This is a genomic window from Streptococcus oralis (assembly GCF_001983955.1).
In the GTDB taxonomy this organism is placed as follows: Bacteria; Bacillota; Bacilli; order Lactobacillales; family Streptococcaceae; genus Streptococcus; species Streptococcus jiangnanensis.
Map to the genome: position 1 here is coordinate 73768 of NZ_CP019562.1, position 13321 is coordinate 87088.

A 13321-nucleotide genomic window follows, 5' to 3' on the forward strand; every position below is an offset into this window, starting at 1 on the left:
AATAGTTGACAGATTCAAGGTCCAATGTTACAATTGTGTTACAAAAAGATTTCTTAACATTTCAAAAATGTTACAAAGGAGTAGAAAAATGAAAAAGAAAACCTATATCAAATTGATGGCAGCGACTGTATTGGCTTCTACCTTGCTACTAGGAGCTTGTGGAAATAAAAACGAAACCACTCAAACCAGTAGCTCTGCCAAGACAAGTCAATCATCAAGTTCTAAAGCAGCTTCTTCTAGCAAAGAAAGTAAGACACAAAAATCTTCAAGCTCAGCTTCATCTGAAAAGGCTCAGGCATCTTCTGGTCAGTCTTCTACAACGGCAGATCAGTCACAAGCGAAACCAGCACCTGAATCAAGACAAGAACAAGCAGCTCCTAGTCAACAAGCCCCTTCTCAGGCACCTTTAACTCAGCAAGACTCTCAAGCCCAGTCTAACCAGTCAGGCTATGATCCAACAACTGACCGCAAACTTCAAGACAAGCAAGCAGAACACAACAAACGCTACAAGGGTGTTTTAACCATGGTCGATGGTGACTTCTCAGCAGCTGCAGGCAACTGGAAGGGAGCGAATGGCGAAACTATTACAGTTTCATCAGGAGGCCAATTTACAGTAGAAACTGCAGATGGAAAGAAAGAAAACTATTCTATCAGAGGCTACTCTTACACCCTTGATGATGGCAAGTATAATGCCAAAATCGGTGGAGGAAAAATCATCCAAATTACAACAGGTGCGGATGGTAAAGTTTCAAGCGTTGCCTTGATTCAATAATAGTCTCTAGGTTTTCCTAGAATCTAAAAAACCGTAAACTCCAAGCGAGTTACGGTTTTTTCTATTATGCTTTGTCTAATTGCAAGAGGGCTTCAATCTCTGCTAGGGTGCTAGCTTGCGAAATGGCTCCACGGAGTTTGGCAGCGCCAGATGTTCCCCGGAGGTAATGAGGAGCGAGGCCACGGAATTCACGAACTGCGACGTTTTCTCCTTTGAGGTTAATCAAGCGTTTCAAGTGTTCGTAGGCAATTTTCATCTTGTCTTCAAAGGTCAAATCAGGGAGAATTTCTCCTGTTTCAAAGTAATGGTTGATTTGGTTGAAGAGGTAAGGATTTCCCATGGCAGCACGGCCAATCATGACTGCGTCAGCACCGACTTCTTCTATGCGTTGCTTGGCTTCTTGGACAGTACGGATATCACCGTTTGCGATGAAGGGAATCTTGGTCAAAGCTTGAGCAACCTTGTGAAGGGTCTCAAGGTCGGCATGACCAGTATACATTTGCTCACGTGTACGGCCATGCATGGCGAGGGCAGAGACACCGGCTGCCTCAGCTGCGAGAGCATTCTCCACGGCTAGGGATGGGTCAGACCAGCCAGTGCGCATTTTGACGGTGAGGGGGATATCAAGGACAGATTGGACCTTGTTGATAATAGAGTAGATCTTATCTGGGTCCTTGAGCCACATAGCGCCAGCTTCGTTTTTCACGATTTTGTTAACTGGGCAGCCCATGTTGATATCGACGATATCGGTCTTAGTATTTTCTTGGATGAATTCTGCTGCGCGTGCTAGGCTATCTTCATCGCTACCAAAAAGTTGGATAGAAACAGGGTTCTCTCCTTCATCGATATGAAGCATATGCAGGGTTTTTTCATTGTTGTATTGGATTCCCTTGTCAGAGACCATTTCCATCACAACGAGCCCCGCTCCGAGCTCTTTTGCGATGGTACGAAAGGCTGAGTTTGTCACGCCAGCCATGGGTGCTAAAACAGTACGATTGGGAATCTCAACATTGCCAATCATAAAGGGTGTATTAAGATTTGTCACGAATGAGTTCCTCCAGGTCGTTTTCATCAAAGTTATAAGTAGTTTGGCAGAATTGACAAGTGATTTCTGCCCCGTGGTCTTCCTCTTTCATTTCCTCAAGGTCTGAATTTGGAAGGCTGGCAAGAGCGTTCATAAAACGGTCTTTGCTGCAGTCACATTGGAAACGGATTTCTTCTTCAGATAGACGTTTGTAGGATTCGTCACCATAGATGGCCTTGAGGAGGGCTTCGATATGGTCATCGCTTTCTAGAAGGGTTGAGATGGCTGGCATTTCTTGGATGCGTTTTTCAAAGCGGGCAATCTCTTCTTCCTTGGCTCCTGGCAATACTTGGAGAAGGAAACCTCCGGCAACTTTGACCTTGTCGTCTTTATCCAAAAGAACATTGAGGCCGACTGCTGAAGGGGTTTGTTGACTTTCAGTCAGGTAGTAGGCTAAGTCTTCACCGATTTCCCCAGAGATGAGGGGAGTCATGGAGTTGTAGGGATTTCCAGTACCATAGTCTGTGATAACGAGGAATTGACCGTTTCCAACAAAAGGTCCAACAAGGACTTCACCCGTTGCAGTCTTTTTGATGTCAACACCTGGATTTTGAACGTAGCCTTTGACGTTTCCCTTGGTATCTGCGACCGTGATGATGGCACCGAGAGAGCTTGTTCCAAGAACTTTAACTGTTAGTTTGGTATTTCCTTTTTCATTGGCTGCGAGAATTTGGCTAGCGATAAGGGTGCGACCAAGTGCGACAGTTGAACTGGCTTGAGTTTGATGTTTTTCTTGAGCAGTGCGGACGGTTTCAGTGCTATCAAGGACAAAAGCACGAAAGGCTCCGCTTTCTGATATTGTTTTAATAATTTTATCCATAGCTACTATTTTAGCATAAAAATGCCCAAAGGGGGAGTTGTGTGTTTGCTGTTTCTGTGGAATAATGACGAGGAAATCAACCTTAAAATAAAATGAGAAACAGATTATTTCAGCATTTGAAAGATTTATGCTATGCTTGTAGGAGAGAATGAAAGGGGTAACAAATGTATTTAGGCGATTTGATGGAAAAAGCAGAATCTGGTCAATTTTTAGTCCTTTCCTTTCTATTACAAGATTCGCAGACAACAGTCAAGAAAGCCATGGAAGAAACAGGTTTTTCAAAGGCGACCTTAACCAAGTACATTTCTCTGATTAACGAAAATGCCTTGGAAAGAGGGCTAGAGCTGACCATTCACTTGGAAGATGAAAATCTGCGTTTGTCGATTAGTGCAGATACCAAGGGAAGAGAGATTCGGAGCTTGTTTTTAGACAATGCCATTAAGTACCAAATTTTGGTTTACCTTCTCTATCACCAACAGTTCCTAGCCCATCAACTGGCTCAAGAATTGATGATTAGCGAGGCCACGCTTGGTCGCCACTTAGCTAGTCTAAATCAGATTTTGTCAGAGTTTGACTTATCCATCCAAAATGGCCGTTGGCGAGGTCCAGAGCATCAGATTCGCTATTTCTATTTCTGCCTTTTTCGCAAGATTTGGTCCAGTCAGGAGTGGGAAGGTCACATGCAGAAAGCTGAGAGAAAACAAGAGATTGCTACCCTAGAAGAAATCTGCGGTGCTAGCTTGTCTTCAGGTCAGAAATTGGACTTGGTTCTCTGGGCTCACATCAGTCAACAGCGTCTTCGGGTCAATGCCTGTCAGTTTCAAGTCATAGAAGAAAAAATGCGGGGGTATTTTGACAATATTTTCTACCTTCGTTTGCTTCGAAAGGCTCCGTCCTTTTTTGCTGGGCAACATATCCCTCTAGGAACTGAGGATGGTGAGATGATGGTATTCTTTTCATTTCTCCTTTCCCATCGTATTCTTCCTCTTCATACTATGGAGTATATTCTTGGTTTTGGAGGGCAATTAGCCGATTTGCTTACGCAATTGATTCAAGAGATGAAGAAAGAGGAGCTACTGGGGGACTACACAGAGGACCATGTCACCTATGAACTCAGTCAGCTTTGTGGTCAAGTTTATCTCTACAAGGGCTATATCTTGCAAGATCAGTACAGATACCAGACAGAGAATCGTCATCCCTATTTGCTGATGGAACATGATTTTAGAGGGACTGCAGAGAGAATTTTTCATGCTATACCTGCCTTTCAGCAGGGGACGGATTTGGATAAGAAAATTCTCTGGGAATGGCTCCAGTTGATAGAATATATGGCTGAAAATGGTGGTCAACATATGAGGATTGGTCTGGATTTGACATCTGGTTTCCTTGTCTTTTCTAGGATGGCTGCCATTTTGAAACGGTATTTGGAATACAATCGTTTTATTACTATTGAAGCCTATGATCCCAGTCGACATTATGATTTGTTGATTACCAACAACCCTATTTATAAGAAAGAACAGACTCCGATCTATTATTTAAAAAATGATTTGGATATGGAAGATTTGGCGAAGATTCGTCAGATGCTCTTTGCCTAAAAGGCCTGAATTTTCAGGTCTTTTTTGTGAAATTCGCACAATCTCCTCACATTTTTTTAAAATTTAAAAAAAATTGAGGAACAAGAAAGCGCTTTATTTTGTATACTAGTTACTGTAAAGAGGGAACCCCCTCAAGATTTTATCAGGAGGACAGCACATGTCACAAGAAAAATACATCATGGCTATTGACCAAGGAACGACCAGTTCTCGTGCCATCATTTTTAACAAAAAAGGAGAAAAGGTCAGCTCTAGTCAAAAAGAGTTTACTCAGATTTTCCCTCAAGCAGGTTGGGTTGAGCACAATGCCAATGAAATTTGGAACTCTGTTCAGTCAGTTATCGCGGGTGCTTTCATCGAAAGTGGTGTGAAACCAAGTCAAATCGAAGCCATCGGGATTACCAACCAGCGTGAAACAACTGTCGTCTGGGATAAGAAAACAGGGCTCCCTATCTACAATGCTATCGTTTGGCAATCACGCCAGACAGCACCTTTAGCTGAACAACTAAAAAGCCAAGGTTATGTGGAAAAATTCCATGAAAAGACTGGTTTGATCATCGATGCTTACTTCTCAGCGACTAAGGTTCGCTGGATTCTGGACCATGTAGAAGGTGCTCAAGAGCGAGCTGAAAAAGGAGAATTGCTCTTTGGTACCATTGATACTTGGTTGGTTTGGAAATTGACTGACGGTGCGGCTCATGTGACGGACTACTCAAATGCGGCTCGTACCATGCTCTATAACATTAAAGAACTCAAATGGGATGATGAGATTTTAGAAATCCTCAACATTCCTAAGGCTATGCTTCCAGAAGTTCGTTCTAACTCTGAAATCTACGGCAAGACTGCTCCATTCCATTTCTACGGTGGAGAAGTACCAATTTCAGGTATGGCTGGGGACCAACAGGCAGCCCTCTTCGGTCAGTTGGCCTTTGAACCAGGTATGGTCAAGAATACTTATGGAACAGGTTCTTTCATCATTATGAACACTGGTGAAGAGATGCAGTTGTCTGAAAACAACCTTTTGACAACGATTGGTTATGGAATCAACGGCAAGGTTTACTATGCCTTGGAAGGTTCTATCTTCATCGCAGGAAGTGCCATTCAGTGGCTTCGTGATGGACTTCGCATGGTTGAAAATTCACCAGAGTCTGAAAAATATGCTCTCAATTCTCACAACAATGACGAAGTTTATGTAGTACCTGCCTTTACAGGTCTAGGTGCTCCATATTGGAACCAAAATGCTCGTGGTTCGGTCTTTGGCTTAACTCGTGGAACAAGCAAAGAAGACTTTATCAAGGCAACCTTGCAATCTATCGCTTATCAAGTACGTGACATCATCGACACCATGCAAGTAGATGCTCAGACAGCTATCCAAGTCTTGAAGGTAGATGGCGGTGCAGCTATGAACAACTTCCTGATGCAGTTCCAGGCTGACATCTTGGGAATCGACATCGCACGCGCCAAAAACTTGGAAACAACTGCTCTAGGAGCAGCCTTCCTAGCAGGTTTGTCAGTAGGCTACTGGAAGGACTTGGATGAGTTGAAGCTCTTGAATGAGACTGGAGAACTCTTTGAGCCATCGATGAACGAATCTCGCAAGGAACAACTCTACAAGGGCTGGAAGAAGGCTGTGAAAGCAACGCAAGTCTTTGCGGAAATCGATGACTAATACTGAAAGAATAAAGTGACTCAGTTAGAAAGTGTGTAAATATGGAATTTTCAAAGAAAACACGAGAATTATCAATTAAAAAAATGCAGGAACGCACCCTGGACCTCCTGATTATTGGTGGTGGGATTACCGGTGCTGGGGTAGCCTTGCAAGCGGCAGCTAGTGGACTTGACACTGGATTGATTGAAATGCAGGACTTCGCAGAAGGAACATCTAGCCGTTCAACAAAATTGGTCCACGGAGGTCTGCGTTACCTCAAACAATTTGACGTGGAAGTAGTCTCAGATACAGTTTCTGAACGTGCGGTGGTTCAACAAATCGCTCCACACATTCCAAAACCAGATCCAATGCTCTTGCCAGTTTACGATGAAGATGGAGCGACCTTTAGCCTTTTCCGTCTCAAAGTAGCCATGGACTTGTACGACCTTTTGGCAGGTGTTAGCAACACGCCAGCTGCTAACAAGGTCTTGAGTAAGGAAGAAGTCTTGGAACGCCAGCCAAACTTGAAGAAAGAAGGCTTGGTAGGAGGTGGAGTTTATCTTGACTTCCGTAACAACGATGCGCGTCTCGTGATTGAAAACATTAAACGTGCCAACCAAGACGGTGCCCTCATTGCCAACCACGTTAAGGCAGAAGGCTTCCTCTTTGATGAAAGTGGCAAGATTACAGGTGTTGTAGCTCGTGATTTGTTGACAGACCAAGTCTTTGAAATCAAGGCTCGCCTAGTTATTAACACAACTGGACCTTGGAGCGATAAGGTACGTAATTTGTCCAATAAGGGAACCCAATTCTCACAAATGCGCCCAACTAAGGGAGTTCACTTGGTAGTGGATTCAAGCAAGATCAAGGTTTCACAGCCAGTTTACTTTGATACAGGTTTGGGAGACGGCCGGATGGTCTTTGTCCTCCCACGTGAAAACAAGACTTACTTTGGTACAACGGATACAGACTACACAGGCGATTTGGAACATCCAAAAGTGACGCAGGAAGATGTAGATTATCTACTTGGCATTGTCAACAACCGCTTCCCAGAAGCAAATATTACCATTGATGATATCGAAAGCAGCTGGGCTGGTCTTCGTCCATTGATTGCAGGCAATAGCGCTTCTGACTACAATGGAGGGAATAACGGAACCATTAGTGATGAGAGCTTCAATAGCTTGATTGCGACTGTCGAAGCTTATCTCTCGAAAGAAAAAACGCGTGAAGATGTTGAATCTGCTGTCAGCAAGCTTGAAAGCAGCACATCTGAGAAACATTTGGACCCATCTGCAGTTTCTCGTGGTTCGAGCTTGGACCGTGATGACAATGGCCTGTTGACTCTTGCTGGTGGTAAAATCACAGACTACCGTAAGATGGCTGAAGGAGCTATGGAGCGTGTGGTTGACATCCTCAAAGCCGAATTTGACCGTAGCTTTAAACTCATCAACTCTAAGACTTACCCTGTTTCAGGTGGAGAATTGAACCCAGCAAATGTGGACTCAGAAATTGAAGCCTTTGCTCAACTTGGAGTTTCACGTGGCTTGGATAGCAAGGAAGCCCAGTATCTCGCAAATCTTTACGGTTCAAATGCACCGAAAGTCTTTGCACTTGCTCACAGCTTGGAACAAGCGCCAGGACTCAGCTTGGCAGATACCTTGTCCCTTCACTATGCAATGCGCAATGAGTTGGCTCTTAGCCCAGTTGACTTTCTTCTTCGTCGTACCAACCACATGCTCTTTATGCGTGATAGTTTAGATAGCATCGTTGAGCCAGTTCTGGATGAAATGGGACGATTCTATGATTGGACCGAAGAAGAAAAAGCAGCCTACCGTGCGGATGTCGAAGCAGCTCTTGCTCAAAACGATTTGGCAGAACTAAAAAATTAAGAAAAACTAGAAGAGAGGGGAGGGCAGCATTCCTTGTCGCCAGCCCCTTCATTTAAATGGAGACAAAGATATGATGAAAGAATTATTTGGAGAATTTTTGGGGACCTTAATCCTGATCCTCCTAGGAAATGGTGTTGTTGCAGGTGTGGTTCTTCCCAAAACCAAGAGCAACAATTCAGGATGGATCGTGATTACTATGGGATGGGGAATTGCTGTAGCCGTTGCGGCCTTTGTATCTGGCACGCTCAGTCCAGCCCACCTAAATCCAGCTGTGACGTTTGCGATGGCCTTAAAAGGAACGCTCTCTTGGGCTTCTGTTTTCCCTTATATCCTAGCCCAATTCGCAGGAGCGATGGTGGCTCAGATTTTGGTTTGGTTGCAATTCAAACCGCATTATGAGGCAGAAGAAAATGCAGGCAATATCCTAGCGACCTTTAGTACTGGACCAGCAATCAAGAACACAGTATCCAACTTGGTTAGCGAAATCCTTGGAACCTTTGTTTTGCTCTTGACAATCTTTGCCTTGGGACTCTATGACCTTCAAGCCGGTTTAGGGACCTTTGCAGTGGGAACGTTGATTGTCGGTATCGGTCTTTCACTAGGTGGGACAACGGGTTATGCCTTGAACCCAGCTCGTGACCTTGGACCTCGTATCATGCACAGCATCTTGCCAATTCCAAACAAGGGAGACGGGGACTGGTCTTATGCTTGGATTCCTGTTGTAGGACCTATTGTTGGTGCGGCCCTAGCAGTTCTCGTATTTTCACTTTTCTAAGATAAAAGAGTGATTGGCAACAGAGTTTGAGATGGAAATCTCAGGCTCTTTTTTGATGGGCAAAACCTTAATATTTTAACTTATCTTAAAATAAGCTAAAACCAATTTTTAAGTTATGGTAAACAGTTGAAAAAAAGGTTGATAAAGTGGTAAAATGTTAGGAAGATAAGATGCTAACAATACATACTGATAGTTAATAGAAATAATATATTAATGGATAGCTTATGAAAAAACAACGGAATTTACATGTATTTTTAGGCCGGACGGCTCTATATTTTGTAATCTTGCTTGGTTTGCTTTATTTTTTTAGTTACCTTGGTCAGAGCCAAGGCACCTTTATTTATAATGAGTTCTAGTTTAAAGGAGAAGAGGAACAGTGTCTAATAAACCGATAAAAGATATGATTGAAACGATTGAGCACTTTGCTCAAACGAAACCAACATATCCTGTCTACAATGTTTTAGGTCAAGAACATACTTATGGTGAACTGAAGGCTGATTCGGATAGTTTGGCTGCAGCTATCGACCAACTAGGCTTGCCTGAGAAATCTCCAGTCGTCGTTTTTGGTGGTCAGGAATATGAGATGTTGGCTACCTTTGTAGCGCTAACTAAGTCAGGTCATGCCTACATTCCAATTGATAGCCATTCAGCCTTGGAACGAGTTTCTGCTATCGTAGAAGTTGCAGAGCCAAGCTTGATTATTGCTATCTCAGATTTTCCATTAGAGCAAACTAGCACACCAATGCTGAATTTAGAGCAAGTCCATGAAGCTTTTACTCAAGCTTCTAGCTACGAGATGACCCATCCAGTCAAGGGGGATGACAACTACTACATTATCTTTACTTCTGGTACGACTGGTAAGCCTAAGGGAGTGCAGATCTCCCATGATAATCTCCTCAGCTTTACCAACTGGATGATTACAGATAAGGAATTTGCGACGCCAAGTCGTCCGCAAATGCTGGCTCAGCCGCCTTATTCTTTTGACCTATCTGTCATGTATTGGGCGCCAACCTTGGCACTGGGTGGCACGCTTTTCGCTCTTCCTTCAGCTATTACTCAGGACTTCAAAAAACTCTTTGCGACAATTTTTTCCTTGCCAATTGCTATCTGGACCTCAACGCCGTCCTTTGCAGATATGGCCATGTTGTCAGAAGACTTTAATAGTGAGAAAATGCCAGGAATCACGCATTTCTACTTTGATGGTGAAGAATTGACGGTCAAAACAGCTCAAAAACTACGTGAGCGATTCCCAAATGCTCGTATTATCAATGCCTACGGTCCAACAGAAGCGACAGTAGCCCTGTCAGCAGTTGCCGTGACAGACGAGATGTTGAAGACTCTCAAACGCCTGCCAATCGGCTATACCAAGGCGGATTCTCCGACCTTTGTCATTGATGAGGAAGGTAAGAAAGTTCCAAATGGTGAACAGGGAGAAATTATCGTTTCAGGGCCAGCTGTTTCAAAAGGCTATATGAATAATCCTGAAAAAACGGCAGAAGCTTTCTTTGAGTTTGAAGGTCTGCCAGCCTACCACACAGGGGATGTAGGAACTATGACAGATGAGGGCTTGCTTCTCTATGGTGGACGAATGGATTTCCAGATTAAGTTTAATGGTTATCGCATTGAGCTTGAAGATGTCTCTCAAAACCTCAACAAGTCTCGCTTTATCGAGTCGGCTGTTGCTGTCCCACGTTATAACAAGGACCACAAGGTACAAAATCTACTGGCCTATGTCATCCTAAAGGACGGTGTCCGTCAGCAGTTTGAGCGTGATATCGATATTACCAAGGCTATCAAAGAAGACCTAGCAGATATCATGATGTCTTATATGATGCCGTCTAAGTTTCTTTATCGAGACAGTTTGCCGCTAACGCCTAATGGTAAAATTGATATCAAGGGCTTGATTAACGAGGTAAACAGTAGATGATGGAGCTTTATAAACAGCTACCTCATTTGGAACCTTATGGTGATCTTCAGTACTTTTTATACGTAATTGCTGCGACTTTACCTATCTTTATCGGTCTTTTTTTCAAGAAACGTTTTGCCTTATATGAGGTGCTCGTTAGTCTCTTCTTTATCGTCACCATGTTGGTCGGTGGAAAGACGAATCAAATAAGCGCTTTGATCCTTTATGTTATCTGGCAAGTGCTGCTTGTATCTTTCTACAAAAGGTACAGGAAACAACGGGATAGTAAATGGATATTTTACCTGGTTAGCTTTCTATCCCTATTGCCAATCGTCTTTGTGAAAGTATCTCCTGCTATTCATGGACCTCAATCTTTGTTTGGATTTTTAGGGATTTCTTACTTGACCTTTCGTGCAGTTGGGGTTATCGTTGAGTTGAGAGACGGTGTCATCAAGGAATTAACGATCTGGCAATTCTTACGTTTTCTTCTTTTTATGCCGACTTTCTCAAGTGGTCCCATTGATCGTTTTAAACGCTTCAATGAAAATTACGAGACCATTCCTGAGCGGGATGAGCTGATGGATATGCTAGAAGAGGCTGTCAAATATATCATGCTTGGCTTCCTCTACAAGTTTATCTTGGCTCACATTTTAGGAGAGACATTATTGCCTCCGTTGAAAAATTTGGCCTTGCAGACAGGTGGTTTCTTTAACCTCTACGCTTTAGCGGTCATGTACACCTTTGGTCTGGAGCTCTTCTTTGACTTTGCGGGCTACTCTATGTTTGCCTTAGCTATTTCAAACTTGATGGGTATTCATAGTCCTATCAACTTTAACAAGCCCTTTTTGTCAAGGGATTTAAAAGAGTTTTGGAATCGCTGGCACATGAGTCTGTCTTTCTGGTTCCGTGACTTTGTCTTTATGCGGATGGTCATGGTGTTGACCAGAAAGAAGGTTTTTAAAAATCGCAATGTGACCTCAAGTGTAGCCTATATTCTCAATATGCTGATTATGGGATTTTGGCATGGTGTGACCTGGTACTACATCGCCTATGGACTTTTTCATGGGATTGGATTGGTCATCAATGACGCTTGGGTTCGTAAGAAAAAAGCACTCAATAAAGAACGGAAAAAAGCTGGAAAGGGTTCCTTACCTGAGAATCGCTGGATTCAGTTGCTTGGCATGGTTGTCACCTTCCATGTCGTGATGGTTTCATTCTTAATCTTTTCTGGATTTTTGAATGATTTATGGTTTAAAAAATAAAAGGATATAAAAAATGGATATCAAATCAGAAGTTATTGAAATTATTGATGAGTTGTTTATGGAAGATGTTTCTGACATGATGGATGAAGATCTTTTTGATGCCGGTGTCTTGGATAGCATGGGAACGGTTGAATTGATTGTTGAGATTGAAAACCGTTTTGACATTCGTGTTCCAGTGACGGAGTTCGGTCGTGATGACTGGAATACGGCTAATAAAATCGTAGAAGGTATTACGGAGTTGAAGAATGCTTAAACGCTTGTGGCTGATCTTCGGGCCTATCTTCATTGCTGGATTTTTGGTTCTTCTGCTCATCTTTTTTTATCCAAGTACAACAAGCCATAATCTGACGGAGGAGAAATACTCGGCGGCTTCTGTTAGTGCAGAGAGTTTTAAAGAGAGAAGCCAAAAAGTAAGGGCTCTTACGGATCCAAATATGCGTTTTATTCCTTTTCTAGGGTCCAGTGAATGGATTCGATTTGATAGTGTCCATCCAGCTGTTTTAGCGGAAAAATACCATCGTCCCTATCGTCCTTACTTTCTAGGTCAAGCAGGAGCAGCCTCTCTCAATCAATATTTTGGTCTACAGCAAATTTTGCCAGAAATAGAGAATAAGCAGGCTGTATTTGTGATTTCGCCTCAGTGGTTTACGGAGACAGATTATGAACCCGCAGCGTTTCAGAGATTTTTTAACAGTGACCAATTGACAGCTTTTTTGGGAAATCAATCTGGTGACATTGCTGCAAAGCATGCGGCTATTCGATTGTTAAAGCAGAATCCTAATGTTGCGTTAAAAGGCATTGTTCAAAAATTGTCAAAGGGTGAAGAATTATCAGATGTTGATCAGGTTGCTATTGATATTTTTGCGCGGTTCAACGAAAAACAATCCGCTCTCTTTGGACAATTCTCCATTCGAGGACAACTCAAGTACAAGGAACACGTGGAGAACTATTTAAAAGATCTTCCGGATCAATTTTCTTATGATGAGTTAGAAAAAATTGTTCGTAAGGACGCAGAAGCAAATACGACCAATAACGATATGGGGATGGAAAATCATTTCTATACGAGAGAGATTCAAAAGGATTTAAAAAAATGGGAAGGATATCAAAAAAATTACAACTTCCTCAAGTCCTCTGAATACAATGATTTGCAGCTGGTCCTCAATCAATTTGCTAAGTCGAATGTCAATGTGCTCTTTGTCATTCAGCCGGTTAACAAGAAGTGGATGGAGTACACAGGGCTCAGCGAGGAAATGTACCAACATGCAGTGGAGAAAATTCGTTACCAATTAGAAAGTCAGGGTTTTACCAATATTGCTGATTTTTCAAAAAATGGAGGGGACCCTTATTTTGTTAAGGACACCATTCATCTAGGATGGTTAGGTTGGCTGGCTTTTGATAAGGTTGTCAATCCTTTCTTGACGGATCCGAAACCAGCTCCAGACTACAAGATGAATGACCGCTTCTTTAGCAAGGACTGGGCGACCTATGATGGGAACATCAAAGATTTCCAATAAAACGAGCTAAAAGTTTGGGATTTGAACCCAAGCTTTTTTGTTTAAATGGCGAATATTTAAGA

Annotated in this window: 12 protein-coding genes; 10 read left to right on the plus strand and 2 right to left on the minus strand. The window is 42.8% G+C overall.

Annotated elements, in window-relative coordinates; translation table 11 throughout:
* Nucleotides 1-88: 88 nt before the first annotated feature.
* Nucleotides 89-772, plus strand: a complete 684-nt coding sequence (locus BWR56_RS00380) for a hypothetical protein (RefSeq protein WP_049504551.1) — start codon at nucleotides 89-91, stop codon at nucleotides 770-772.
* Between the two features lie 64 nt (nucleotides 773-836).
* Here BWR56_RS00380 and dusB read toward each other — a convergent pair whose 3' ends face one another.
* Entirely contained in the window at nucleotides 837-1817 is a 981-nt protein-coding gene (gene dusB, locus BWR56_RS00385; protein WP_000183317.1) for a tRNA dihydrouridine synthase DusB, read from the minus strand.
* Entirely contained in the window at nucleotides 1804-2676 is an 873-nt protein-coding gene (gene hslO, locus BWR56_RS00390) for an Hsp33 family molecular chaperone HslO (protein ID WP_049518848.1), read from the minus strand. Before hslO ends, dusB begins: the two co-directional genes overlap by 14 nt.
* 164 nt (nucleotides 2677-2840) lie before the next feature.
* On the opposite strand from hslO, the gene BWR56_RS00395 reads away from it, so the two are divergent.
* From BWR56_RS00395 to dltD, 9 genes are all read left to right on the plus strand, one after another.
* Nucleotides 2841-4268, plus strand: coding sequence for a helix-turn-helix domain-containing protein (locus BWR56_RS00395; RefSeq protein WP_076984231.1), 1428 nt, complete (start codon nucleotides 2841-2843; stop codon nucleotides 4266-4268).
* Nucleotides 4269-4425: 157 nt separating this feature from the next.
* Complete coding sequence (gene glpK / locus BWR56_RS00400; protein ID WP_076984232.1) at nucleotides 4426-5934, plus strand: glycerol kinase GlpK; 1509 nt, start codon at nucleotides 4426-4428, stop codon at nucleotides 5932-5934.
* Nucleotides 5935-5975: 41 nt separating this feature from the next.
* Nucleotides 5976-7802, plus strand: a complete 1827-nt coding sequence (gene glpO, locus BWR56_RS00405; protein ID WP_061421528.1) for a type 1 glycerol-3-phosphate oxidase — start codon at nucleotides 5976-5978, stop codon at nucleotides 7800-7802.
* Between the two features lie 70 nt (nucleotides 7803-7872).
* Nucleotides 7873-8577 carry an MIP/aquaporin family protein gene (locus BWR56_RS00410; RefSeq protein ID WP_049490531.1) on the plus strand — a complete coding sequence of 235 codons (705 nt, stop codon included), beginning with the start codon at nucleotides 7873-7875 and terminating at the stop codon, nucleotides 8575-8577.
* A gap of 224 nt (nucleotides 8578-8801) precedes the next feature.
* Nucleotides 8802-8933, plus strand: a complete 132-nt coding sequence (locus BWR56_RS00415; RefSeq protein WP_008276434.1) for a teichoic acid D-Ala incorporation-associated protein DltX — start codon at nucleotides 8802-8804, stop codon at nucleotides 8931-8933.
* A gap of 20 nt (nucleotides 8934-8953) precedes the next feature.
* Nucleotides 8954-10504, plus strand: a complete 1551-nt coding sequence (gene dltA / locus BWR56_RS00420; protein WP_076984233.1) for a D-alanine--poly(phosphoribitol) ligase subunit DltA — start codon at nucleotides 8954-8956, stop codon at nucleotides 10502-10504.
* Nucleotides 10501-11745: a D-alanyl-lipoteichoic acid biosynthesis protein DltB gene (gene dltB / locus BWR56_RS00425; RefSeq protein ID WP_076984234.1), complete on the plus strand. Its 1245-nt coding sequence runs from the start codon at nucleotides 10501-10503 to the stop codon at nucleotides 11743-11745. Before dltA ends, dltB begins: the two co-directional genes overlap by 4 nt.
* Before the next feature lie 13 nt (nucleotides 11746-11758).
* On the plus strand, nucleotides 11759-11998 hold the full coding sequence (dltC, locus tag BWR56_RS00430) for a D-alanine--poly(phosphoribitol) ligase subunit DltC (RefSeq protein ID WP_000351972.1): 240 nt from the start codon (nucleotides 11759-11761) through the stop codon (nucleotides 11996-11998).
* Nucleotides 11991-13259, plus strand: a complete 1269-nt coding sequence (dltD, locus tag BWR56_RS00435) for a D-alanyl-lipoteichoic acid biosynthesis protein DltD (RefSeq protein ID WP_049504563.1) — start codon at nucleotides 11991-11993, stop codon at nucleotides 13257-13259. Before dltC ends, dltD begins: the two co-directional genes overlap by 8 nt.
* Nucleotides 13260-13321 lie beyond the last annotated feature (62 nt).